A 25270-nucleotide genomic window follows, 5' to 3' on the forward strand; every position below is an offset into this window, starting at 1 on the left:
TAATTGCTAACATTTATCACCTTACACATTTGCAGCGGCAAGAAGTTTTTTTGCTTTCTCCTTGGCATCCTCAATCGTACCCACATTAAGAAACGCTTGTTCCGGCAAATCGTCAACCTCTCCATCAAGAATAGCATTGAAACCTTTTATGGTTTCTTCAATCGGAACCATCACACCGGGTAGCCCTGTAAACTGTTCTGCAACAGCAAACGGCTGAGATAAAAATCTCTGTACACGACGTGCACGGTTCACAGTTAACTTATCTTCGTCTGACAATTCATCCATACCAAGGATAGCGATAATATCTTGCAACTCGTTATAACGCTGAAGCAATTGCTTAACACGCTGAGCACAATCATAATGCGCCTTTCCTACTATCAACGGATCAAGAATACGCGATGTACTTCCCAGCGGATCCACCGCCGGATAAATTCCGAGTTCGGCTATTTTACGTGAAAGTTCTGTCGTTGCATCCAAATGCGTAAACGTTGTAGCAGGTGCCGGATCAGTCAAGTCGTCTGCCGGCACATATACAGCTTGCACAGATGTAATAGAACCTTTTTTAGTAGAAGTGATACGTTCCTGCATAGCCCCCATTTCAGATGCCAGCGTAGGTTGATAGCCAACAGCAGAAGGCATACGTCCTAATAATGCAGATACTTCCGAACCTGCTTGTGTAAAACGGAAAATATTATCGATAAAAAACATAATATCAGCCGGTTCACCATTCTGACCTCCATGGTCACGGAAGCCCTCGGCAACGGTCAAACCAGACAACGCAACAGAGGCACGTGCGCCCGGTGGTTCGTTCATCTGTCCATAGACAAGAGTCGCCTGAGACTTTTGCACTTCTTCCGGATCGACGAGACTTAAATCCCATTTGCCTTCTTCCATAGCCTTACGGAACTTATCTCCATAACGGATAACTCCCGATTCAAGCATATCTCGAAGCAAATCATTACCTTCACGGGTTCTCTCCCCTACTCCAGCGAACACAGAATACCCATTGTGTCCTTTAGCTATATTATTGATAAGTTCCATAATAAGTACGGTCTTACCAACTCCCGCACCACCAAATAATCCGATTTTACCACCTTTCATATATGGTTCCAACAGGTCAATAACTTTGATACCTGTTGCTAACATTTCTTTATGAGTAGATAATTCATCGAACTTAGGAGCTGCACGGTGTATCGGATATGAGCCTTCCATATTCAATGCACTCATACCGTCTATCGGCTTTCCGATAACATTCATCATTCGTCCTTTTATCTGATCACCTGAAGGCATTGTAATAGGACTACCCGTAGGAATAACTTCCAAATTACGTTGCAGACCGTCGGTATTATCCATAGCTACGCACCGCACGGTATCTTCGCCAATATGTTGCTGAACTTCTATGACAAGATCACTTCCGTCAGGACGCTTCACTTTCAGCGCATCATAGATTCTCGGAAGCACCTTTTCGGGCTCTTCTCCTTTTGTATCAAAATAGACATCAATAACAGGTCCGATAATCTGAGATATTCGTCCGCTAATTTGTGACATAATTATTATATTATATAGTTTTACTTCTGCAATATTGTCGCAAAGATAAAAATAAAATTCAGCACAAACAAATTTATGCTGTATAATTCTTACAATGCAGTTCTAATTTAAATACTCAATTCATCTAATACTTTTATCAGTTTTCTATCGAAAGGCTTATCAGATCTTATTGCCTCGGATAAAGGTACGTATACTACTTCGTTATTGCGCACTCCGACCATGACATTCCGCTGTCCTTGCATGATTGCTTCTATAGAACCGATACCGGTACGTGATGCAAGTATACGGTCATGGGCTGTCGGCCTTCCACCACGCTGCAGATGTCCTAAGATAGATACCCGGACATCATATTGGGGAAATTCATTACGTACACGGTCTGCATAATACAATGCACCACACTTGGGACTTTCGCTTACTATAACAATACACGAACGTTTAGACTTTCTTATACCACGTTCCATGAACTGTGCCAATTGGTCTACATCTGTACGGTCTTCAGGTATAATGGCAGCTTCTGCACCAGATGCGATCGCACTATTTTGCGCCAAGAAGCCGGCATCCCTACCCATAACTTCTACAAAGAATATGCGTTCGTGGCTTTGAGCCGTGTCTCTTATGCGGTCTACACATTCCACAATCGTATTTAATGTCGTATCATAGCCTATCGTAGAATCTGTTCCATAGAGGTCATTGTCAATTGTTCCCGGGAGTCCTATACAACATACGTCATAATCTTTGGCAAACTCCATCGCTCCGGTGAGCGAACCGTTACCGCCAATCACCACCAAAGCGTCTATTTGATGTTTTACAAGAGTATCGTAGGCCTTACGTTTACCTTCATCGGTCATAAACTCCATAGAACGAGCAGTCTTAAGTATTGTCCCTCCGGACATAATAATGCCGCTGACATTTTCCGTTGTAAAATCGGTCACTTCATTGTTTATCAATCCATCATAACCCCTGTAAATTCCTTTTATTTTAAATCCATTGCATATCCCCGCACGGGTAACAGCTCTTATTGCGGCATTCATGCCCGGAGCATCGCCGCCGGAAGTAAGAATTCCTATTGTTTTTATCTGTGCCATTTTAACTTTATAGATTAATTATAATATACAACACTGCAAAACCGAATATGCCGCCGACCAAAGTCTTTCCGCCTATTGTTTTCAGATACCATCCCATACGCATGCGTTCGGTCTTCATTAAAATCAGCCCACTCATCGAACCTATCCCAAATAGATTTCCTCCTACTGCAACGGTATAGGCTATAATTTTCCAGTATTCGTCATTGAGAACCGGATTTGTCTTTAATGCAAAGAAACTGATTGCCGTAACAAAGTTGTCGAGAATAGTACTTGCCAAACCTGCAAACATGCCCATCAACCAGTCGTTGTCTATATATTTCAGAAAATGAGACACAAACCATTGCACAGCACCGGTCTCTTGTACGACACCTATCGCAAGCATAGATCCCATTACAAACAGCATCATTTGTATGACACCATATTGGAATATCCGCGGTATTCGGCGTTGTACCAGCACATCCGCATTCATCAACTTCCTATTGAATATCTCATTAACGATCCACAACACTGACAATACGCACAAAGCACCGAGGAAAGGACTCAGTTGAGTGATATTATGAAAGGTGGGAATAAACCAAAGACCTCCTATTCCAACGAACAACATCAAAGCACGTTGCCATGTATTTAATCGTGTATCATCACCACGATAAGGCATCGTTACCCATTCTATCTCAATACGTTCAGGCAGTCTGGCGCTTATCCACCATGTAGGTACGGCCCATGCAACCAAGCACGGCAGCAACAAGGTCATAGAATAATCGGTAGGAGTTACACAGCCATTGTTCCACAAAACCAACCCCATAGGTTCCCCGATCACAGTTAAAACCCCTCCGCAGTTCGCTGATATCAACACTACTGCACCGTATACCATACGATAACGCCGATTAGGAATAATTTTATGAATAATGGCAAGCATCATTACCGTGGTCGTAAGGTTATCCAAATTTGCAGATATAATAAATGTAACGCTTGCCAATATCCATAACATCGCCTTGCTTTTGCGTGTACGAAGCAATTGAGGAATGAAATCGAAACACCCATTGATATTCAAAATCTCTACAATAGACATCGTTGCCAATAAAAATAAAACAACCTCTGATGCTTTTCCTACATATTTCAGAAAAATATTTTGAGCAATAAACTGTTTTACGGTATAGCTCGTAGATTGCCCGTTTTGCAAGAAATTATGATATTCCGAGCAGTGTAATCCCATAACAAAGTCGGCACCATAGCATATATATAAAACCCAACCAACCGTACCTGCGAATATTGTTACGGCAGCTTTGTTTATATTTGTCATACGCTCTGTTGCCAAGAGAATATAGCAAAGAAATAATATCGTTACTATAATGGGAGCCATCATTCTATCTTCATGGCAAAAGTAACAAATATTCTTTATAATTCAATATGTAATCTTTAGGTTTTATATCGATTTAACACTGAAAACAATTGAAACAAACAAAAAGACTACAATTAATTACAAATCGGATATAATTCATAATAAATCAGTCGCGATTACGACTGCTGAACTTCCTACTCACCTTATTTTTCAGACTTTCCCATAACTTTGTTTTATCACGCATAATTCTCAAAGAGAAACAGGAACTTACGCCTATCCATAAAATTCCCACACTCCAATAAAGAACATCGGATACTATATGTGTCGAAACATAGGCAAATAATCCTAAAAGGAATTGGAAAGAAAAATATTTCATTACCGGAACAGACATGCGATACGAATATATCAAATGGGTATAAACTACGACAAATAACGTTTCCACCACCGCTGCCAACGCCATAAAAATACCAATTCCTTTTAGTCCGTAACTGTTGTATCCCCAAACAACGAATACAACAAGCAAGACTGCACTGAAAGCTTCCTGAAAAAAATATATCAACGAATTGCCGCGAGAAAGTGCTATATATTCCATAGGAAGGTAAACCGCCCGCAAAAACATGGCCAGTACGGCTGCCTGAGTCATACCGAGAATAGCCATAAACTCACTGCTATACAGCAATGGCAGTAGTATAGGCAATACGATCATCAATGCTATAAGCAACGGTGAAATCAGCAGTATCGACACTTCTATCTGCTCGTTCACCGTACGGTTCAGCTCTGTACCCGTATTTCTCACGGCAGACAAGCGTGGATAAAAGTCTGTTTCCATGGCCGAGAATATCATGCCAGCATAAGTTATCGTTATCATGAACCCCGCATTATATAACCCCAAAGCCTCCAATGAACCATGGTTATTAAGGTAAGAGCGTATCAGAAACTCGGCTCCGCTCCCCATTATACCGGCTACAACAAATGCCAATCCCAATTTCACCATACCGAAACCCTTACGTATGAGTACACCATTGAAAGACAGGTGTAAGGGATAATTCCGGTAGGAGTACATAACGGTCAGCAACATCTGCACAAAAGCAGCAATAACAAGCGACGGTACGATCGCTGCCTCGCGCCAAACGACGTAGAGAGGCACCGATATAATCAATGCGGCTATCACACCATACAGTGATATGCTGGCAAGGTTCATGAGCTTTCGGGTACCTTTCAGTATGGCAAGTTCGCCTCCTGTAACTGCTGTAAAGCCTATCACCGGAGATAATAATATAAAATGAAGCGTATGATCTCCCCACTCAAAAGTCCACGCATTGAGCAACGGGCTCAATGTCACGCACGCAATAGTTCCGATAAATGCCGTAAATATCGTCCATAAACGTACCGTCTGAATGGAATAGACCAAACGCCTATCGTCATTACTTTTATAATCTTCCGCTATTTCCCTTACCGCACTGATCGGAATACCCAACCCTGTACCGTCGGAAAATAGCCTTATAGTGGAATTAAACAGAGAAATAAGCCCCATACCATCCGGCCCTAAGAGCATTGCCACAACCTTATTGCGTATGATCCCGATAAATATGCTCAACCCTTGCACGCCGCCGAAGATACCCGTATATTTAAGTATGTGGGAATAGTTGTTGTCTTTTTCCTTATTTTCCATTGCTTTCTTAACGCGAATAAAAACTTTTTATTATCTTTGTAGGTATGAAATTGAGCATTGTTGTTCCGGTTTTTAATGTGGAAAACTCTCTTGATGAATGTATAGAAAGTATTCTTCAGCAATCATTTCATGATATTGAAGTGATATTGGTCGACGATGGTTCTACAGATAATTCTCCTTCTATCTGCGACAGATGGGCGGATAAAGACACGCGGATTATCGTTATTCACCAACCGAACGGAGGTTTAAGCAATGCAAGAAACAAGGGGATAGAACATGCTAATGCCCAATACATTACATTTGTAGATAGCGACGACAAGATCAGCCATGACACCTATGAACGGCTGATGGACATATTGCTTGCTCATCCCGAATATGATCTGTTGGAATATCCCGTAACCGAGCGATACGGGAACTGTAAGCGACAGCACCTGCTTACCTTTCCGACACAAACATACCACGATATGAACACATATTGGCTGGCATGCCGTGCTTACGACCATGCCTATGCATGGAACAAAATATATAAGAAAACTTTATTCAACAGTGTACGCTTTCCCGAACAACACGTCTTTGAAGACGTATATACACTACCGAAAATTCTTTCAAAATGCCATATCGTGGCAACTACAAACCAAGGGATGTATTACTATTGTTGGAATTCAAACGGCATTACGGCACAAGCCGATGGCAAACAATTGCAATATCTATTGCTGGCACATGTGAATATCTGGAACGGATTATACAAACAGAAAGAACGGTTAGACTCCCGTTTGATGCGCGATTATTATGCCCGTTTGCTGAATATACAGTTGGATGTATATGAACTTACCGGTAATGAACCGATACTTCCCCAAGCAGATTATACAGGTAACTATAAATTAAGACTCTTACATTTTATTGGATTGAAAAAGATATGCCGACTCAACAAATTACTACACCGAATAATAAAACGGAGAAGATAAGCTTTATCATTACGGCTTATAACCTTCCTTTGCACATGATCAAAGAGTGCCTAAAAAGCATTTTAGTATTGTCTTTGAACCGCAAAGATAGAGAAATCATTATCGTAGACGATGGTTCTGATCTTTCTGTAATAAACGATCTGATAGACTATAGAGACGATTTCATCTATCTAAGACAACCGAATAGGGGTGTCAGTGCAGCAAGGAATGCAGGCTTGAGATTGGCAACAGGCAAATTCATACAGTTTGTAGACGGCGACGATTACATCTTGCAAGCACCCTATGAACACTGCATCGATATTGTAAGATACTACAATCCCGATATCGTTCTCTTCGATATGACGAATAAGAAGCACACCGAACCGCAATATGATTTTACAGGTCCTGTAGACGGAAGTGAATACATGTTGCATAACAATATACATGGAAGTGCATGCTGCTGCATCTTTAAAAAGGATATGTTGATAGACCTTCGGTTTACGGAAGGTAGAAAATACGGAGAAGACGAAGAGTTTATTCCTCGTTTGATACTACGTTCGGAACGACTTTTCTATACTAATTCGCAAGCATACTATTACAGAAAGCACGCTGCTTCCGTACTCCACAAAACTTCCCCAAAAGATAAAATCAAGCGATTAGACGATAATGTTTCCGTTATTCTTCGTTTATCACAGCTGGCAGATACACTGACACCCCTTGAAAGAGAAGCATTGAACAGAAGAGTTGCTCAGCTCACTATGGATTATATCTATAACGTAATAACGCTTACTCATAATAGTCATTACCTTGAGAATTGTATCAGAAGACTCTACGAACGAGGGCTATTCCCACTACCCGATAAAAAATATACAACAAAATACGCGTGGTTCCGAAAATTCACCATGACTAAAACCGGACGAAACTTCTTATGTAAATTCTTACCTCGGCTCTCATGAAGATATTGCTAATAGGAGAATATAGTAATGTACACGCCACACTTGCCGAAGGATTAAGGTGCTTAGGACACGAAGTAACGGTACTTTCGAACGGTGATTTCTGGAAGAATTATAAACGGGATATCGATTTAGTGAGAATTCCGACTAAACTCGGAGGATTTATTTATTTGCTGAAATTGCTGCGTATGCTGCCTAAACTTCGGGGATACGATGTCGTACAGCTTATTAATCCTATGTTTCTTGAATTGAAAGCTGAACGCATCTTCCCTATCTACAGATATCTTAGGAAACATAATAAAAAGGTTTTTCTCGGTGGTTTCGGCATGGATTGGTATTGGGTGAGTACATGTCGCACGACAATGCCATTGAGATATAGCGATTTTAATATTGGGAAATCACTCAGAACCAATCATGATGCGATAAAAGAAACCAAGGATTGGATCGGAACAACTAAAGAAAAACTCAACAAATACATTGCTGCCGACTGTGACGGAATTATTACCGGACTCTATGAATACTGGGTTTGCTACCATTCATATTTCCCTAATAAGGCCGTATATATCCCGTTCCCTATCAAGATGCCTTTGCATCTACCCGCCATACCGCAGGCACATAAGAAGCTAAAACTCTTCATCGGTATCAACAAAACACGCAGTGAATATAAAGGTACAGATATTATGTTGGCCGTTGCACAAGATATTAAAGCAAAATACCCACATCATATAGAACTGCGGATTGCAGAAAGTGTTCCTTTCGAACAATACCAAGAAATGATGAATGATGCGGATGCTATTCTCGATCAACTGTACAGCTACACGCCTTCTATGAACTCTTTGCTGGCAATGAGCAAAGGAATTATCTGTATCGGCGGAGGCGAACCGGAGTGTTACGATATCATCCATGAAAAGAATTTAAGACCGATCATCAACGTTCAACCTACCTATGATAGTGTGTACCATGAATTGGAATATCTCATACTGCATCCGGAAATTATTCCAACATTAAGAAAACAGAGTATCGAATATGTAAAGAAACATCATGATTACATAAAAGTAGCGCGCCTATACGAACAGTTTTACAGCCGTACACACACTATTTAGCAACGTAAGATTATTTCATAAAAAACAAAAAGAAATATTTGGTACTTAGAAAAAAACACTGTACCTTTGCCGTCGCAATTGAAAATAAGCGCCCTTAGCTCAGTTGGTAGAGCAACTGACTCTTAATCAGTGGGTCTAGGGTTCGAGTCCCTAAGGGCGCACTTTTCAAAGGTTAAACAAGCGCCCTTAGCTCAGTTGGTAGAGCAACTGACTCTTAATCAGTGGGTCTAGGGTTCGAGTCCCTAAGGGCGCACCGCTCTCTACACGAATTACAGATTTCCAATTCATTTTTCTCTATAAAGACTTGTATTGATTAGAAGTTCCTTTTAACTGAGTTCTTCATAACTCGCATTGTATATCAGCTCATAAATAAATAGCCTCACTAATTTCGTCAATCACGTGTAAAAATAATACTTATTCTCTATATTCATAAATTAAATATTACACTGATCTTAACTAAAAGAATAGAGGAGATAAAAAATATATATTTTATTATCATCTACTATTACCCGCATAACCTATTGCTTATCATTAAAATATATTTTTTATAAATGACTGTATGATAGAAAAATGGTAAAAGTTTTCAGCATTCAGAACTATTTTGAGTAAGAATCTTCTTTCTTATGACAATGGTATACATAGATATAAAAATAGATATTCTACACCAACAATTATCATCTAAAATTAGCATACATTATCTATAGGAACGAATTTATTACCTATGACTTTTATCAAACTTCAGTAAAAATTTATCTTTACATCCCAAAAATATAAATAACAAAAAAGAGAAGCTATTCATACGAATAACTTCTCTCTGTCGGGGCGACAGGATTCGAACCTGCGACCGCCTGGTCCCAAACCAGGAGCGCTACCGGGCTGCGCTACACCCCGATGAGAAATATTCCGAAGTAATACTTTCTCTATTTGCGAGCACAAAGGTAATGATTTTACTTGGGCTTTGCAAATTTTGCACTTGCTTTTTTATGATGCGTCCACAGTAGCATACTTATTGCATACTACTATGGAAACTTTTTATTTAATAATTCCTTCCTGCACGAAGATCTTTTTCAAGGCTTGAACACCACGTTCTACCTCATCTTCCGTGTGAGTTGCCATCAATGCAAAGCGTACTAAGGTATCCTGTGGAGCACATGCAGGCGGTATAACCGGATTGATGAATACTCCCGCATCGAAAGCCAACTTAGTTACATAAAACGTTTTATCTATATCACGCACGTATAAAGGAATGATCGGACTCTCGGTATCACCTATTTCGAATCCCTCCTCACGGAAACGTTTCAACGCATATTTTGTAACATTCCAAAGATGTTCTATGCGTTCCGGCTCCTGTTGCAAGATATGTAAAGCCTCCATAGCGGCAGCCGTTGCAGCCGGAGTATTAGAAGCACTGAAGATATAAGTACGACAAGTGTGGCGCAGATAATTAATCGTATCCTTATCGCCGGCAATGAAACCGCCGATAGAAGCCAAACTTTTAGAAAATGTACCCATAATTAAGTCCACATCATCCGTAACACCAAAGTGGTCGCAAACTCCTCTACCATCTTTGCCGAACACACCTAAGCCATGGGCCTCGTCTACCATGAGCGAACAGTTATACTTATGTTTCAGCGCAACCATTTCTGGCAATTTGGCTAAATCGCCTTCCATGGAAAATACACCATCTACAACGATGAGTTTAATAGCCTCATGAGGAAGTTTCTGAAGCACACGCTCCAAATCTTCCATATCGTTATGTTTGTAATGTAGCTGCGTTGCGAACGATAAACGACGTCCGTCAACGATACTTGCGTGGTCGCGATCGTCGCAAATCACATAATCGTTTCTTCCGACAACCTGCGCTATCACACCCTGATTTACAGAGAATCCAGTAGAGAAACACAATGCATCATCTTTATGTTCGAACTCTGCAAGTTCTTTTTCCAGTTGCACATGAATATCCAAAGTTCCATTGAGGAAGCGGCTTCCGGCGCACCCCGAGCCGTATTTTTCAAGCGCATCTTGAGCCGCTTTGATTACTCGTTCATCACCGGTTAAGCCGGTGTAAGCATTGGAACCGAACATCAGAACCTTATGCCCTGCCATATCTACTTCTGTTCCTTGCTTGCTCGTAATGGCACGGAAGTAGGGATATACTCCGGCATCCATATACTTCTGAGGTTCACGATAATTCTTGTATCTGTCTTGTAATTGTCCCATTTTATTTAATAGGTGTAAAAACACTTTGTTTATTTTAGTGCGCAAAGTTACAAAAAAAAAACATTATACATCATTTTTTCATAAAGAAATCATGGTTTTAGTGTTTTTTATTTATTTATAAATAGATATTCAAACTAAAATAATTACTTTTGCTAAATGAAGAATATATGGATTTAGAAGCTAATTATGAAAAGGAAAATTGTCTTCATTTTAAACCCCATATCTGGTACGAACAGTAAGGCAGGCATACCGAAACTGATTGAAAAAACAATCAACAAAGATTTATTTGATTACGAGATAATACCTACAGAATATGCAGGACATGCGTCGAAGATCGCTACCGAAGCCAAAGAACGGGGCGTCAATGTGGTAGTAGCGGTGGGAGGAGACGGTACTGTCAATGAAGTAGCGCGTGCCATCGTACATTCCAACACAGCACTTGGTATAATACCTTGCGGCTCCGGCAACGGTTTGGCCCGCCACCTGCTCCTTCCAATGAATATCAGAAAGGCCATTGAAGTTATCAATAAATGTGAAATACACGATCTTGATTACGGTATCATCAACGGTTATCCATTTTTCTGCACGTGTGGTATGGGCTTTGACGCGTTCGTTAGCATGAAGTTTGCCGAATCTGGAAAACGCGGACCGATATCGTATGTGGAAAATGTATTGCATGAGGGGCTGAAATATAAACCCGAAACCTATGAAATACAAGATGAGAACGGCACCACGCGATATAGGGCTTTCCTTATATCGTGTGCCAATGCATCGCAATATGGCAATAATGCTTACATCGCTCCACAGGCATCCATGAGCGACGGACTAATGGATGTTATCATCATGGAGCCGTTCGATATGCTCGACGCACCGCAGATCAGCATCGACATGTTCAATAAAACGCTCAATAAAAACTCTAAAATCAAGACTTTCAAATGTAAGAAACTTCATATTCACAGAAGTAAGTCCGGCGTGATACATTACGATGGCGATCCTGTTATGAGCGGTGAAGACATTGACGTGGAATTACAAGAAAAAGGAATAAAGATTATTGTCAATCCCGATGCAAATAAGAATTTGCGCAAACCCAACGCCTTGCAAAGTGCAGCATCTGAGCTTTTTAACGAGATAAATATCGTACGCGAAGACATCACCAAGCAAGGGCGACACATTCAGGCGCTCAGCAAAATCTTACAACGTAAACTTAATATCTGACAAACATGTATGCACTACGGCAAGCAATGCGTTGCATTGCTTAGCATAGAGCGTATTCATATCAATACCGGACAGCGTTTTTCGACAATTTTATTCTACACATAGGATTTACATTTTTTATAACAATTTACATCACATTATTCTCGTATTTCCAATTCATATCTCACCCACTAAAAAAGAGCAAGATTTCTATAGACTGCAAATCGTCATTTTATAAATATTAGGGGCGCTATCTAATCATCATACATCCCTATTCTAACCCTGTTATACGGTATATATATTCGCTCTATTCCACAACATCCCCATGCAAAAAATATAAGAAAATAAAGATATCTTTGCCATCTATCTCCTCAATACAGTCATTTCTGTTGAAAGAACAATGTACTTTGCAGGACAAAAGAACTATTTTTATCTCTATTATCAGATTTTAGAAACACGATTAAAATATCATTTTTTATAACATCCCGAGACGTTCTACATTATAGAGAACGATATCTGGCAAGTCATAAATCAGAGATATATTCTACTTGTCCAAATAAAATTGCTTAGTCAGCTGCCCATACCACTCCGACGGCATGCCGCCACTGCGATGCAGGCACACACTTTCTGTCTCTAATATATCCTTAGGCTGTTTACCGAAGGCAAGTAAAAAACGTTTTACAGGCTTATTTGCCACTGTTTTTACTGCAATTTTACGATAGAGATACAAACCGGCAATATAGCCCTCGGATATAAATTCGCCGCTGTTATCAAACGGTATTACGGCAGAGAAGACACCGGTTTCGGCAAGTAAAACCTTCACACTACGAAATAAATCTGCATAAGACAGCGTGCTTGCATGGCGAGCCACACTGCGTTGCTTATCGGGATTTCTCAAACTGTTCACAAAGAAAGGCGGATTACTCACGATACTGTCGAACTTTATATCGGGCAGATAATCCTGCAAACGGGCATTTATGATTTCCACACGAGATACAAACGGGCTCTCTGTCACATTCTGCTGCGCCTGTAAACAAGCATCTACATCAATTTCAACCCCTACAACTCTGCTCTCTGCAAAGCGCTGCGCCATCATCAAGGCGATAAGGCCGGTACCCGTACCAACGTCGAGTATCCGCATTCCTCCTTCAGCCCATGCGCCAAGAAGCACTCCATCGGTACCCACTTTCATGGCACATCGGTCTTGATGCACCGTAAACTGTTTGAATGTAAATATATCTTTACCCATATTGATACATGCATATAACGAAAGATATTACCGTTTATTTTAATCATTTTACAGTTTTACGCGTACATCATATATAATTTTCATTTCCGTATTTTCGGGTTTCAATTAAAAGTAGTACCTTTGCACTCCATAATCAACAACGAAATATGAACGACAAACCAAATACATCCATCCAGATGATAGCCGATTACGACGGCGACATCTCGAGTCTCCTGAATGTGACTGTCGAGGGCGATACACCTATTCTTGCTACAAGAAACATGGTGCTGTTTCCGGGAGTACTTACCCCGATCCTTATAGGCAGAAGTGCAAGTATGAAGCTCATTGAAAAGGCCAAAGACGATCCGAACTTCATATTCGCCTTATTTTGCCAGAAAAATGCTGAGGTAGACGATCCGCAGCAAAAAGATTTGTACGAGTTTGGTGTTTACGGGAAGGTGGTAAGAGTGCTCGAAATGCCGGGGCACGGTCATAACCTTACAGCCATTGTGCAAGGGTTGGGCAGGTGTCGTCTTGATGAACTGACCAAGAAGAAGCCTTATCTCATGGGCAAAACATCATTGGCTCCCGAAGATATTCCTTCCATCAAGGATAAAGAGTTTAGAACTGCAATCGACGATTTGCGCCAAACTACGATAGAATATATCAAAAAGAACGACGAAATACCCGACGATTCGCAATTCGCATTGAATAACATTCAGAATGATATCGTAGCCATCGGGTACATTTGTACCAACATTCCGTTCTCGATCGCAGACAAAATAAAGATGCTCGAGGCCCGCTCTATGACTGATAGAGTGTTCACTGCACTAAAATGTCTGCATAAGGAATTGCAATTGCAAGACCTGAAACAAACCATCAGATCGAAAACCCGCGAGGATATAGACGAGCAGCAGCGCGAATACTTCTTGCAACAACAGATCAAAAATATTAAAGAAGAGCTGGGCAACGGTGATGGTTCGCCCGAACATCATGACCTCGAAGAACAGGCAAAGATAAAAAAATGGCCTGCCGAAGTGGGAAAAGTGTTCTATAAAGAGCTTGATAAACTCGATATGTATAACCCGCAAAGTCCGGAATATAGCGTACAGTTGAACTATTTGCAAACAATGGTGAACCTGCCGTGGGGCGAATATACGCAAGATAATTTGGACTTGAAGCGTGCTCAACGCATACTCGACCACGATCATTACGGCATGGAAAAGGTAAAAGAGCGCATACTTGAGTACATGGCAGTATTGCAATTGCGGGGCGATCTCAAATCTCCGATCATCTGTCTTTATGGTCCTCCGGGTGTCGGAAAGACCAGTTTAGGTAAAAGCATTGCCGAAGCAATGAAGCGAAAGTATGTCAGAATGTCGCTCGGAGGGGTACACGACGAATCGGAAATACGCGGTCATCGCCGTACATATGTCGGTGCCATGCCCGGAAGGATTATCAAAAGTTTGCAGAAAGCAGGCTCTTCCAATCCGGTGTTCATTCTCGACGAGATCGACAAAGTAACGCAAAATTCCATCAATGGCGATCCTGCATCGGCATTGCTCGAAGTGCTTGATCCGGAACAAAATAATGCCTTTCACGACAATTATCTCGATGTAGATTACGATCTTTCCAAAGTACTGTTCATAGCCACGGCAAATGATTTAAATACGATACCTCGTCCGTTGCTCGACCGAATGGAGATTATCGAGGTAAGCGGATACATCACAGAAGAAAAGATAGAGATAGCCAAGCGACATCTTGTTCCCCGAGAGTTAAAAAACGCTGGGCTCGACAATATTGAACCCAAAATCAAGTTCAGCAAGCCTTCACTTGAAAAGATTATAGAGCAATATACTCGAGAAAGTGGTGTACGCCAGTTGGAAAAACAGATAAATAAGGCATTGCGGAAAATGGCATATAACAAGGCACTCGAAGGTATGCTTTCCGACACAAATATTACTCCTGATAAGTTGCAAGGTTTGTTGGGTAAGCCGCCTTTTTATCGCGACATTTATCAGGGAAACGACTATGCAGGAGTGGTAACCGGACTGGCTTGGACAAGCGTGGGGGGCGAAATTCTGTTCATCGAAACCTCTCTGAGCAAGGGAAAAGCAGGGAAACTTACCCTTACTGGCAATCTCGGCGACGTGATGAAAGAGTCGGCAATCATTGCACTCGAGTATGTGAAGGCACATGTTGACAAACTCCATATCGATTACCGCATATTCGATCAGTGGAACATCCATATACATGTACCCGAAGGAGCTACCCCAAAAGATGGCCCCTCTGCCGGTATAACCATTGCAACCAGCATTGCTTCGGCGCTCACCCAACGTAAAGTGCGTAAAAATACTGCCATGACGGGCGAGATAACTCTTCGCGGCAAGGTGCTTCCGGTTGGTGGTATCAAAGAGAAGATACTCGCTGCAAAGCGTGCAGGCATTACAGATATCGTTATGTGCAAGGAGAATAAGAAAGATATAGAGGAGATCCCGGAAAAATACCGCAAGGGTGTAACGTTCCATTATGTGGAAAATGTGCAAGACGTATGGGATTTTGCGCTAACCAATGAGCGTGTCCAGAATCCGGTAGACCTAACGGTTTCCGACGATAAACCGATAGAGAAATCGGCTTAAAGATTATAAATGACATTCGAATTACAACATACAGACAGCGCAAGTGATGCCCGTACCGGTATTATAACCACTGCCCACGGACAGATCAAAACACCGATATTCATGCCGGTAGGTACTGCCGGTACCGTTAAAGGTGTTCACTTCAGCGAATTGCGCGAACAGGTAAAAGCGCAAATCATACTTGGCAACACCTATCATCTATATCTCCGCCCGGGATTGGACATCCTGAAAGCTGCGGGAGGCCTACACGGTTTCAACGGTTGGGAGCGCCCTATCCTTACCGATAGCGGCGGTTTTCAGGTGTTCTCCCTTACAGGCATCAGGAAACTTTGTGAAGAAGGTTGTGAATTTCGATCGCATATAGACGGTTCAAAACACATTTTCACGCCGGAAAACGTTATGGATACCGAGCGTATCATCGGCGCGGACATTATGATGGCATTAGATGAATGCCCACCCGGTCAAAGCGATTATGCCTATGCAAAGCGAAGTCTCGGTCTTACTCAACGTTGGTTGGATCGTTGCATCAAACGTTTCAACGAGACGGAACCGCTTTACGGCTACAATCAAAGTCTCTTCCCTATCGTTCAGGGCTGCACCTATAAGGACTTGAGGCGCGAAGCAGCGAAGTTCGTTGCCGACAAAGATGCCGATGGAAATGCCATCGGGGGGCTCGCCGTAGGCGAACCGACAGAGGTAATGTATGAGATGATCGAGGTTGTAAACGATATTTTGCCCAAACAGAAGCCCCGCTATCTGATGGGAGTGGGCACTCCACAAAACATACTTGAGGCAATCGAGCGCGGCGTAGATATGTTCGACTGCGTTATGCCCACAAGAAACGGGCGTAATGCCATGCTCTTTACCTATAACGGCACAATGAACATGAAGAACAAGAAGTGGGAATACGATTTTTCACCCATCGATGAAACGGGCTGCGATGTAGATCGTGTCTATACCAAAGCCTATCTGCACCACCTTTTCAAAGCACAGGAACTCTTGGCGATGCAGATAGCCAGTATCCACAATCTCGCATTCTATCTCCGATTGGTTAGCGATGCACGGCAGCATATCGAACAAGGTGATTTTGTAAGATGGAAAGCCGGTGTCATCGAACAGCTGGGAAAAAGGATTTAATAACGACTATTTACGACGGATGATCAGCTTTCATAACATACGAAAATATCACAGTTTTCTTCATTTGCTCTCATTCAAACGATTGCAGAAACACCTGCCATGGCTTCAAGCAATAACTGTTTTTTTCGATAAGCACTTGGAATTTCTGCATTCTCTCAACCTCAATAAATACATAAAACGACTGGATCGGTACATTATAAAGAAATTTATCGGTACTTATATCTTCTCCATCCTGCTGATCATTGCCATTGCCATCGTATTCGATTTTAACGAAAACCTGTCGAAGTTTACGCAATATCATGCCCCACTCCATGCGATTATCTTCGATTATTATGCCAATTTCATTCCTTATTACTCCAATCTGTTCAGTCCGTTATTTGTATTTATCGCCGTTATCTTCTTCACCTCGAAACTCGCAGGCAACTCAGAAATCATCTCGATGCTTGCTGCCGGCGTGTCTTTCCGTCGCCTGATGCGCCCTTACATGATATCCTGCGTCCTCATATCGGCATTGTCTTTTTACCTCAGTGCCTATGTCATCCCACACGGAACCGTTATTCGACAGAATTTCGAGTCTTTATACAGGAACAATAGGAAGCTGACTTCGGCCGACAATGTACAACTTCAAGTAGGCACCGGTATCATTGCCTACATCCAACATTACGACGACAGATCGAAACGAGGCTATGGATTTTCGCTCGACAAATTTCAAGAGAAGAAGCTCATCAGTCACATGACAGCGACGGAAATCAGCTACGATACCATCTCCGAATCGAAGTATCACTGGACTGTGCGTAACTGGAAAATCAGACAACTGAAAGGTCTGCGCGAGCATATCACATCGGGTGGTGAGAAAGATACGCTCATTCAAATGGAACCGACCGACCTTGTATACTCCAAAGGTCAGCAGGAAACCTTCACTAGCCCACAGTTGAAAGACTATATATCTAAGCAAATCGACCGCGGATCGGGTAATGTAGTGCAATATCAGGTGGAATACCACAAGCGAATAGCTGCCTCGTTCGCCTCGTTCATTCTGACAATTATCGGAGTATCTCTATCTTCCCGCAAGCGTAAAGGTGGCATGGGACTCTATTTGGGAATAGGAATGGGACTGAGCTTCGGCTATATTTTACTGCAAACAGTGTCATCCACGTTCGCCATCAACGCCGGTGCACCACCTATGCTTGCTGCTTGGATGCCCAATATTCTATTTGCTTTTATCGCCTATTTCTGTTACAGACAAGCGCCGAATTAGGCAACAAACACTATTATCAACAAGTATTCATATAATTATACATCTATAACATCGTGTATTTCGACGAATTAAATTTAAACAATAACGTGCTTGATGCACTGTATGACATGCATTTCGACACGTGTACACCGGTACAGGAACGCTGTATTCCGGAAATATTGAACAAGAGAGACGTGCTCGGTGTGGCGCAAACAGGTACGGGAAAAACCGCCGCATATCTGCTTCCGATACTGAGCATGCTCGATGATGGCGGCTATCCGAAAGATGCCATCAACTGTATTATTATGAGCCCGACGCGCGAATTGGCACAGCAAATAGATCAAGCCATGCAGGGCTTCGGCTACTATCTAAGCGGGGTAAGCAGCGTGGCTGTGTACGGCGGCAACGACGGTAACCGATACGACCAAGAACTGAAGAGCCTTCGATTGGGGGCAGATGTTGTTATTGCCACCCCCGGCCGGTTCATTAGTCACATTAGTTTGGGCAATGTAGATCTGAGCAAAGTGTCGTTTTTCATACTCGACGAAGCCGATCGCATGCTCGATATGGGCTTCTCGGAAGACATTATGACCATTGCAAAGCAATTGCCCCCTACATGTCAGACCATCATGTTTTCGGCCACCATGCCCGATAAGATAGAAGAGCTGGCCAATACGCTGCTCAAAAATCCGGTAACCATAAAACTTGCCGTAAGCAAGCCCGCCGAAAAGATCAGGCAGAGCGCCTACGTGTGCTACGAAACACAGAAGATGGATATCATCAAAAATATCTTTAATGCAGGCGATCTGAAACGCGTAATCATCTTCTCCGGCTCAAAACAGAAAGTTAAGCAAATTACCAAAGCGCTGCAGCAGAAGAACGTAAACTGCGGAGAAATGCACTCCGACCTTGAACAAGCGCAGAGAGACGACATGATGTTCAAGTTCAAGAGCGGGCAACTCGATGTGATTGTTGCCACCGACATCATATCTCGAGGTATCGATATCGATGATATAGCCATGGTTATTAACTACGATGTGCCCCACGATGCCGAAGACTATGTGCATCGCATTGGTCGTACAGCACGGGCCGACCGCGACGGTGTAGCCATTACCTTGATCAACGAAGACGATATCTATTATTTCCAGCAAATTGAAAAGTTCCTCGGGAAACCTGTAGAGAAGACCGCCTTGCCTGAAGGACTGGGCAAAGGACCGGAATATAAATCGCACGGAAAACCGCAACGCGGCGGGCGTTCGGCCAAAGCCATACGCAGAAAGAGTCGCGACACCAATGCCCATCGCCATAAGCCTAAGGTAAACGGCGATGATAGGCAACAGCACAAATCCGACAACAGCAATGGCACAAAAGCGGAGAGGTCCCGACAAACCGGCGATAAAGAGCGAAACAACAGAAACAAAAACCGCCAGCAACAGAGCAATAAACCACGACACGACCGCCAACAGCAGTCCGATGGTCCGCAACAGCAGCAGGCAGATCGCCGGCAGCAACGAAATGGCAAGCAAGGCAGGCAGCAGGATAATCGACAACAGCAGCATGGAAATCAACAACACAAGCCTAATTCTAACAAGAATAGAAATTACAGACAGAACAGAAATAAGTCTGCTACGCAACCGGCAAAAACAGCCCCGAAACAAGAAAGCCGTATCAAACAGCTGATCAAGAAACCGCTGAAATGGTTGAAATCTTTTGGAAGATAAAAGATTAAAAACCGTCTAAAACCGAGATAAGGCTGGTGCTTTTGCAACACCAGCCTTATCTCGGTTTATATTCGCCACACTTTTTGAATATCATGAACGACACACAACAAAAACTTTGTCGTATTCTGTGGCGAAAATACCACATACAAACGACCGCTACAGACGTTACCCCTATCAGACAGAGCCAATACCCCTATCAAGTACAGGCAACATTCCTGTCTGCCATAACCGGCGCCCCTATCAAGCATAGTCCTAATCTTGATCCGGCACAGCACGCACAGCCATCGCTACTTCTCGTTCCACCCAAGAGACGAAGCGCCTTGCAGAATTTGGAATTCCCCTCACCCGTTCATTTTCTCGGACATTGCCTTTTTGCTTTTCCCTCACGGTTCCTTTGCGGTTGAAGGAACCGGAGAAGAACAGAGCCCTAATGATGTTCGGGCACTACGGCGAAGTATTTCACGTCGTGTTCGGTCAGATTTTCCATGTAATGGCTGTGCCCCATCGGACAATAATGCACCTCTCCGGCGTGCGCCTCCTCTACTCTACCGTCGTAATGAAAAGTAAGCGTGCCCTCGAGCACATAAATAACTTCACAGTTCCGCTCATGCACATGGCTACCACTCGATGCCCCCGGCGTAAGCGTAGACAGCATAATCTTACACTTCTCGTCGGCGTAATTGCGCGAATAGAGCCTACCCCGACCGCCTTTGAAACCGTCGATAGCAAGCTCTTCAATATCGTTAAAACCGATTACCATATCAGAACGTGTACTTCAAGCCAATCTGTCCGCGCCAGCGAGAATAGTAATCGTCAGGATTCTTTAGCACGTAATCGGGCGTCTGAAGGAACTGGAATTTACCGTTGCCGCTATAGGTGAGTGGACTCATAAATTCGCTCGAATAGCCCGAGCCATAGCTGCGCCCCCAGTTCTTGTTGAGCAGATTGGCCACGTTCATAATATCCATAGTCAGTTCAAGGCCGTGTACGTACTTTCCAACCCTGATGTTGACCTTCTGGGCTACATGCAAATCGAAATGGTTTTCAAACTGCAGGTTGTCCGCATAGCGCTTGTAATACTCTCCCCTGTGATCTCTAAGGTAAGGCGTATTGGCAAGCCACTGCTTAAAGTTAGCCCGCTGCTGGTCGGCGGTGAAGTCTTTAGTCGGCATGAACTGCATTTGGTCGATCTGCTCGTCGGTTGGTATGAACATCAAGTCGTTGCCCCGTCCGTTATCGCCATTGATATCGTTTCTATATAGGATGGAATATGGCGAGCCGCTGCGCCCCTCGTAAATAATACCGACAGTAGTCGTGAGGAGTTTGTTCCGCCCCCAGTCGAGATGATAAAAGGCAGACGCCTTGATAATGTGGGGAATATTGAAGGCGCTGTTGCCCAGTTCAGGGCTGTTGGAGAAGCGATACGTGTGCGTATTGTTCCAGTTGCTGGCCGCTACGGACGAAGTAACGCTACTGATGCTCTTCGATTTGGTGAAGGTATAGCTTGCCGTGAGGTCGAGACCGAAGTCGAAACGCTTTTCACCCTTTATGGAAAGACTGTAAGTATATCCCTTGCTCGTGTTCTTCAGCAGATAGATGTCGCTATACGGCGTGCCCTTGGTTTTACGCTCATACATGGGGCGGTTGTCCCACGCATAGCCGTAGGGCATCTGGCTGAATGTTTTTCCGGTTTCCTCGTATGCAATATTCTGGTAGTACACATCGTTCAATGTTTTCGAATAAATGGCCTCGGCCGTCCAGTCGATGCCCAGCAGATTGAAGTCGAAGCCGAGATTGAAGCGGAGGCTCTGCGCGAACTTGAAGTTCTTGTCGAACAGATTGATCGTCTGGCTCCCGCTCGCCTTCAGAAGCGCAGCGTTGTCTTCCTGCTTATTGGGATCGAGGATAAGGCGCAAGTCTTTCGTGCCGCTGGTGCGGTAATTAGAGAACTGCACGCCCGTGTTAGAGAAGTTGTTGCTCAGCCAAACGAACGGGATGCGGCCGGTAAAGATGCCCACGCCTCCGCGGAGGATAAACTTGCGGTTGTTCTCGATGTCCCAGCGGAAGCCGGCCCGCGGACTCCACATCGGCGTAGAGCTGAGCCGCTGGTTGGTCTTGTAGTTCCACCCCTGTGCGGTAGCATACTCGTTGAAGCCCTTGTTCTCGGTGGGCGTGTCGAAGAAGAGCGGCATATCCATGCGTAGGCCGTAGGTAAGCTGAAAGCTGTTCGTTACGTCCCATTTATCCTGCACGTAGAATCCCAGCTGGCCGGCACCGAATTCGGGTTTCCAGTGCGCATCACCCGTTACATCTACGTTGGCCCGCTGAAAGCGGTAGTCCTTGATGCTCGTTCCGTCGGGATTGCCGGCTTTCCAGTTATCGTAATAGTTTTTGAACTCGTCGTAGCTGTCGAAGGTGTAGCCGCCGTAAAGATTCGGAATATATAGGTTGGCAAACTGATAGAACTCGTTGTGAGTTCCGAACGTAAAGGTGTGGTTGCCCTTATACCACGTAAGGTTGTCTTCCAAGGTAAACACGTCTTGGTCGAGGCTGTTGGCCATAGAATTATAGTCGTTGCCGATATATACGGCCCCGCCTCCGGTGCCAACGTTTGAAACCGTCACCGAGGGGAAAGGCGCCCCCGAGGTACGCGCATCGCGCACGTTTACGTAAGTGGCGCGGGCTTCGTTGCTCAGCACTGCCGACAAGCGGCTCTGTAGTTCCGCAATAAACGTATGCGTTTTCGAGGCGAACTCGTAGGGGCGGTCGCCGCTCACCAGAATCTTCCGGCCTCCGTTCGCCTTTGTTTGGTTACCCTTCACGTAGCTCCAGCGCACGGAAAGTTTATTGAAGTCGTTGATATTCCAGTCGAGCTTCAGTCCCATTTTCTCGCTTTTGGTATAGATCGACGGCGTAACGTAGTCTTGCCCGTAGTTGTAGCCCTGTGCCGATGCCATTTCTTTGATATTCTCGAGAATTTCTTTGGCGCGGTCTACGGGTACGTCAGAGCCTTCGGCTCCCAAGCCATACTGGTTGGGATAATGCTTGTCCGACTTCTCGTAATTGGCGAAGAAGAACAGCTTATTCTTCACGATCGGGCCGCCGAGCGTAAAGCCGAAGAGGTATTCCCGCTCGTCTTGGTAAGGCTGGGCATAGGTGCCGTCGGGATTTTTATAGTGTCGGCCGACGAGGTTTTCATTATTCCCATAGGCGTAGGCGCTTCCGTGGAAATCGTTGGTGCCGCTCTTGGTGATGGCATTGATGGCCCCGCCAGTAAAACCGCTCTGGCGCACGTCGAACGGCGCAATGTTAATCTGTATCTGGTCGATGGTTTCCATAGAAACGGGCTGCGTATTTGCCTGCCCACCGTTACTTCCGCTGGCAGTCAGTCCGAACACATCGTTATTCATGGCACCGTCTATCTGGAAAGCGTTATAGCGGTTATTGGTTCCCGCGAACGACATGGCGCCCGACTGATTGTTCGTAGTTAGCTGCGGGTTCATGCGGGCTATATCGGAAATACTGTGCGACACCGAGGGCATCTTACCTATCATGTCTGCATCGATGCTCATGGCCGCTCCCGTTTTGCTGGCGTTCAGCCCCGACTTTCCCGTAACCACGAGCTCTTGCAGCTCGTGTGCGTCTTCTTCGAGAGAGCAAGACAGGTTGCGCGTCTCGCCGAGCAGCAAAGTCACGTTGTTGAAACTCTTGGGCTGGTGCCCCACGTAGGTTATCTCCACGGTGTAAGGCCCTCCCACGCGCATTCCCTGTATGGTGTAGCGCCCGTCGGTGTTGGTTATGGCGCGATAAACAGTGCCTGAGGGTTCGTGTTTTGCCGTGACCGTGGCTCCGATCACTTCGCCGCCTGCCGAGGTGATCTTTCCGCTGATGCCCGACGTTGTGACTTGCGCCATGACGGCAGAGGCGAGCAAGAGCATCGCCGCCGTCAAAACTTGCATTTTTCTAAGCATACCTTGGTGTTTTTTAATTAATGATTGCGGGGCGTCGAGCCCGCGCCGTTTAGTATTATGTTGCAAAAATAAGCAAAATAATCCAAAAATCGTTGCAGCACATACAAAAACTTCATGCATGCCCCACAAATAACGGCAGAACGCCCACCAAAGAAACGGGCATCCCGCTACCATAAGCCTTCTGGTCGGTGCACGCCGTCTGCCGTAAAGCAAGGTGCCCACACCGCCGCCCGGACCGCTGAAATACGAAACAATACACGGACAATTCAACGGAACTATCAAAACTGATGTTGAAAAGAAAAAGTTATCGTTAACGGCAACCACATTCGTGTTACTGCAGAGAAAGATGCTGCAAATTTGAAATGGAACGAGATGCATCTACCAGTTCCACACGTATTTATAATAGAGAGTTATAAAAGAAATCAAATTCTATCTTTATAAAAATAACTGTTCCTCGTTATCAGTGTCTTCTTCTTCCCACTCTTCGTCAAGGAAGTCCGGATCGCCGGAGTGTTTAGCAGGACCTACCCCCGGACTGGCGGAGATCATCAGTTCATTCACATCCAAGGTAACTCTATCGGCCTTGGACTTTACATATACATTCTTTTGTGACGCAAAAGAAAGCTCCCATCCGAGATAATTATCTCGGATGGGAGCTTTCTGTCCATAACATACAAACTTTTTTTAATTACAGTTTGTTTAATATTTAAAAGGACCATATCTTACTTCTGCATTCCACTCTCCCTGCAAACGCAACGACGAAATGGTAAACAGACGTCCACTACCAACAGGTGCTCGACCATCTTTATAGAAATAAGAACCGTCATCAAAATCACAAGAAACCGTTTCTGCATTGGTAAACTTCTTCACCAATTCTTTTACAGTATTATTGGCCGTTGCCTTGGATGATGTTTTTATGTAAAAGCGTGCTTCTGCAAATTTAGAGTTTCTAAAATTGAAAACTATTCTATCAAAATTAACTCCTTGATAATTTTTATGTTCATACACCACCTGCTCGGATGTAACAGAAATCGGAATACCGAATTCGTTTTCTAACAATGGTACTATCTCTTGATAGCTCTTTCCAAACTCTGCTTCACCTATCTTTGCAAGACCTGTAGCCCATGTCGTTGTCGCAATGAACATACAAATCGCCAAGAATACTTTTTTCATTAACTTATTAAATTTATAAACTCGTAACAATTTTAAAAATATAGCATAGTATATAGCCCTAAAAGCTATCTTTTCCAAATGCGAGCACAAAATTACAAAATAAATT

At 43.7% G+C, this 25270-nt stretch carries 19 protein-coding genes, 3 tRNA genes and 1 pseudogene; 12 read left to right on the plus strand and 11 right to left on the minus strand.

Annotated elements, in window-relative coordinates:
• Positions 1 to 21 precede the first annotated feature (21 nt).
• The 4 genes from atpD to HMPREF0663_RS10935 form a co-directional block, all read right to left on the minus strand.
• Positions 22 to 1548 (minus strand): F0F1 ATP synthase subunit beta, encoded by a 1527-nt coding sequence (gene atpD / locus HMPREF0663_RS10920; RefSeq protein WP_004370606.1) that lies wholly within the window; start codon positions 1546 to 1548, stop codon positions 22 to 24.
• Positions 1549 to 1655: 107 nt separating this feature from the next.
• The gene (gene pfkA, locus HMPREF0663_RS10925) at positions 1656 to 2633 is read right to left on the minus strand and encodes a 6-phosphofructokinase (RefSeq protein WP_004370607.1); all 978 of its coding nucleotides are present in this window, start codon (positions 2631 to 2633) and stop codon (positions 1656 to 1658) included.
• 7 nt (positions 2634 to 2640) lie between these two features.
• On the minus strand, positions 2641 to 3993 hold the full coding sequence (locus HMPREF0663_RS10930; RefSeq protein ID WP_036875485.1) for an SLC13 family permease: 1353 nt from the start codon (positions 3991 to 3993) through the stop codon (positions 2641 to 2643).
• A 145-nt stretch (positions 3994 to 4138) separates the two neighbouring features.
• Positions 4139 to 5644, minus strand: coding sequence for an oligosaccharide flippase family protein (locus HMPREF0663_RS10935; protein ID WP_004370609.1), 1506 nt, complete (start codon positions 5642 to 5644; stop codon positions 4139 to 4141).
• A 44-nt stretch (positions 5645 to 5688) separates the two neighbouring features.
• Between HMPREF0663_RS10935 and HMPREF0663_RS10940 the strand changes: the two genes are divergently transcribed.
• From HMPREF0663_RS10940 to HMPREF0663_RS10960, 5 genes are all read left to right on the plus strand, one after another.
• On the plus strand, positions 5689 to 6609 hold the full coding sequence (locus HMPREF0663_RS10940) for a glycosyltransferase family 2 protein (protein ID WP_004370610.1): 921 nt from the start codon (positions 5689 to 5691) through the stop codon (positions 6607 to 6609).
• The gene (locus HMPREF0663_RS10945) at positions 6561 to 7544 is read left to right on the plus strand and encodes a glycosyltransferase family 2 protein (RefSeq protein ID WP_004370611.1); all 984 of its coding nucleotides are present in this window, start codon (positions 6561 to 6563) and stop codon (positions 7542 to 7544) included. The genes HMPREF0663_RS10940 and HMPREF0663_RS10945 overlap by 49 nt, the downstream gene beginning before the upstream one ends.
• On the plus strand, positions 7541 to 8644 hold the full coding sequence (locus HMPREF0663_RS10950) for a glycosyltransferase family protein (protein ID WP_004370612.1): 1104 nt from the start codon (positions 7541 to 7543) through the stop codon (positions 8642 to 8644). Before HMPREF0663_RS10945 ends, HMPREF0663_RS10950 begins: the two co-directional genes overlap by 4 nt.
• Before the next feature lie 88 nt (positions 8645 to 8732).
• A tRNA-Lys gene (locus HMPREF0663_RS10955) sits at positions 8733 to 8805 on the plus strand.
• Positions 8806 to 8824: 19 nt separating this feature from the next.
• Positions 8825 to 8897, plus strand: a tRNA-Lys gene (locus tag HMPREF0663_RS10960).
• Between the two features lie 564 nt (positions 8898 to 9461).
• Here the strand turns inward: HMPREF0663_RS10960 and HMPREF0663_RS10965 are convergent.
• A tRNA-Pro gene (locus HMPREF0663_RS10965) sits at positions 9462 to 9535 on the minus strand.
• A gap of 141 nt (positions 9536 to 9676) precedes the next feature.
• Complete coding sequence (spt, locus tag HMPREF0663_RS10970) at positions 9677 to 10864, minus strand: serine palmitoyltransferase (RefSeq protein WP_004370613.1); 1188 nt, start codon at positions 10862 to 10864, stop codon at positions 9677 to 9679.
• Positions 10865 to 11050: 186 nt separating this feature from the next.
• Between spt and HMPREF0663_RS10975 the strand changes: the two genes are divergently transcribed.
• Positions 11051 to 12079: a diacylglycerol/lipid kinase family protein gene (locus HMPREF0663_RS10975; protein ID WP_004370614.1), complete on the plus strand. Its 1029-nt coding sequence runs from the start codon at positions 11051 to 11053 to the stop codon at positions 12077 to 12079.
• 523 nt (positions 12080 to 12602) lie between these two features.
• Here the strand turns inward: HMPREF0663_RS10975 and HMPREF0663_RS10980 are convergent.
• The gene (locus HMPREF0663_RS10980; protein WP_004370615.1) at positions 12603 to 13307 is read right to left on the minus strand and encodes a tRNA1(Val) (adenine(37)-N6)-methyltransferase; all 705 of its coding nucleotides are present in this window, start codon (positions 13305 to 13307) and stop codon (positions 12603 to 12605) included.
• Between the two features lie 146 nt (positions 13308 to 13453).
• Between HMPREF0663_RS10980 and lon the strand changes: the two genes are divergently transcribed.
• The 5 genes from lon (at position 13454) to HMPREF0663_RS12020 (ending at position 20424) form a co-directional block, all read left to right on the plus strand.
• Positions 13454 to 15925 (plus strand): endopeptidase La, encoded by a 2472-nt coding sequence (gene lon, locus HMPREF0663_RS10985; RefSeq protein WP_004370616.1) that lies wholly within the window; start codon positions 13454 to 13456, stop codon positions 15923 to 15925.
• A 9-nt stretch (positions 15926 to 15934) separates the two neighbouring features.
• Entirely contained in the window at positions 15935 to 17062 is a 1128-nt protein-coding gene (tgt, locus tag HMPREF0663_RS10990; protein ID WP_004370617.1) for a tRNA guanosine(34) transglycosylase Tgt, read from the plus strand.
• Between the two features lie 19 nt (positions 17063 to 17081).
• Positions 17082 to 18320 carry an LptF/LptG family permease gene (locus HMPREF0663_RS10995; RefSeq protein ID WP_004370618.1) on the plus strand — a complete coding sequence of 413 codons (1239 nt, stop codon included), beginning with the start codon at positions 17082 to 17084 and terminating at the stop codon, positions 18318 to 18320.
• A 53-nt stretch (positions 18321 to 18373) separates the two neighbouring features.
• Entirely contained in the window at positions 18374 to 20020 is a 1647-nt protein-coding gene (locus HMPREF0663_RS11000) for a DEAD/DEAH box helicase (protein ID WP_004370619.1), read from the plus strand.
• Between the two features lie 92 nt (positions 20021 to 20112).
• Entirely contained in the window at positions 20113 to 20424 is a 312-nt protein-coding gene (locus tag HMPREF0663_RS12020; protein ID WP_143150390.1) for a hypothetical protein, read from the plus strand.
• Between the two features lie 23 nt (positions 20425 to 20447).
• Here HMPREF0663_RS12020 and HMPREF0663_RS11005 read toward each other — a convergent pair whose 3' ends face one another.
• The gene (locus HMPREF0663_RS11005) at positions 20448 to 20780 is read right to left on the minus strand and encodes a cupin domain-containing protein (protein ID WP_004370621.1); all 333 of its coding nucleotides are present in this window, start codon (positions 20778 to 20780) and stop codon (positions 20448 to 20450) included.
• 1 nt (position 20781) lies between these two features.
• Positions 20782 to 23991 carry a TonB-dependent receptor gene (locus tag HMPREF0663_RS11010; protein ID WP_016665090.1) on the minus strand — a complete coding sequence of 1070 codons (3210 nt, stop codon included), beginning with the start codon at positions 23989 to 23991 and terminating at the stop codon, positions 20782 to 20784.
• 238 nt (positions 23992 to 24229) lie between these two features.
• Between HMPREF0663_RS11010 and HMPREF0663_RS12235 the strand changes: the two are divergent.
• A pseudogene (locus HMPREF0663_RS12235) lies at positions 24230 to 24360 on the plus strand (glyceraldehyde 3-phosphate dehydrogenase NAD-binding domain-containing protein); the annotation flags it as partial.
• Positions 24361 to 24426: 66 nt separating this feature from the next.
• Here HMPREF0663_RS12235 and HMPREF0663_RS12275 read toward each other — a convergent pair.
• Entirely contained in the window at positions 24427 to 24552 is a 126-nt protein-coding gene (locus tag HMPREF0663_RS12275) for a hypothetical protein (protein WP_262502377.1), read from the minus strand.
• 138 nt (positions 24553 to 24690) lie between these two features.
• Positions 24691 to 25164 carry a hypothetical protein gene (locus HMPREF0663_RS11015; RefSeq protein ID WP_016665089.1) on the minus strand — a complete coding sequence of 158 codons (474 nt, stop codon included), beginning with the start codon at positions 25162 to 25164 and terminating at the stop codon, positions 24691 to 24693.
• Between the last annotated feature and the right edge of the window lie 106 nt (positions 25165 to 25270).

Origin of the sequence: Hoylesella oralis ATCC 33269 (assembly GCF_000185145.2) — a bacterium.
Taxonomy (GTDB): domain Bacteria; phylum Bacteroidota; class Bacteroidia; order Bacteroidales; family Bacteroidaceae; genus Prevotella; species Prevotella phocaeensis.

Bases quoted from the DNA above. Each gene is read 5' to 3' on its own strand.
- atpD (WP_004370606.1), bottom strand. From the start codon at position 1,548: ATGTCACAAATTAGCGGACGAATATCTCAGATTATCGGACCTGTTATT.
- pfkA (WP_004370607.1), bottom strand. From the start codon at position 2,633: ATGGCACAGATAAAAACAATAGGAATTCTTACTTCCGGCGGCGATGCT.
- HMPREF0663_RS10930 (WP_036875485.1), bottom strand. From the start codon at position 3,993: ATGGCTCCCATTATAGTAACGATATTATTTCTTTGCTATATTCTCTTG.
- HMPREF0663_RS10935 (WP_004370609.1), bottom strand. From the start codon at position 5,644: ATGGAAAATAAGGAAAAAGACAACAACTATTCCCACATACTTAAATAT.
- HMPREF0663_RS10940 (WP_004370610.1), top strand. From the start codon at position 5,689: ATGAAATTGAGCATTGTTGTTCCGGTTTTTAATGTGGAAAACTCTCTT.
- HMPREF0663_RS10945 (WP_004370611.1), top strand. From the start codon at position 6,561: ATGCCGACTCAACAAATTACTACACCGAATAATAAAACGGAGAAGATA.
- HMPREF0663_RS10950 (WP_004370612.1), top strand. From the start codon at position 7,541: ATGAAGATATTGCTAATAGGAGAATATAGTAATGTACACGCCACACTT.
- spt (WP_004370613.1), bottom strand. From the start codon at position 10,864: ATGGGACAATTACAAGACAGATACAAGAATTATCGTGAACCTCAGAAG.
- HMPREF0663_RS10975 (WP_004370614.1), top strand. From the start codon at position 11,051: ATGAAAAGGAAAATTGTCTTCATTTTAAACCCCATATCTGGTACGAAC.
- HMPREF0663_RS10980 (WP_004370615.1), bottom strand. From the start codon at position 13,307: ATGGGTAAAGATATATTTACATTCAAACAGTTTACGGTGCATCAAGAC.
- lon (WP_004370616.1), top strand. From the start codon at position 13,454: ATGAACGACAAACCAAATACATCCATCCAGATGATAGCCGATTACGAC.
- tgt (WP_004370617.1), top strand. From the start codon at position 15,935: ATGACATTCGAATTACAACATACAGACAGCGCAAGTGATGCCCGTACC.
- HMPREF0663_RS10995 (WP_004370618.1), top strand. From the start codon at position 17,082: ATGATCAGCTTTCATAACATACGAAAATATCACAGTTTTCTTCATTTG.
- HMPREF0663_RS12020 (WP_143150390.1), top strand. From the start codon at position 20,113: ATGAACGACACACAACAAAAACTTTGTCGTATTCTGTGGCGAAAATAC.
- HMPREF0663_RS11005 (WP_004370621.1), bottom strand. From the start codon at position 20,780: ATGGTAATCGGTTTTAACGATATTGAAGAGCTTGCTATCGACGGTTTC.
- HMPREF0663_RS11010 (WP_016665090.1), bottom strand. From the start codon at position 23,991: ATGCTTAGAAAAATGCAAGTTTTGACGGCGGCGATGCTCTTGCTCGCC.
- HMPREF0663_RS11015 (WP_016665089.1), bottom strand. From the start codon at position 25,164: ATGAAAAAAGTATTCTTGGCGATTTGTATGTTCATTGCGACAACGACA.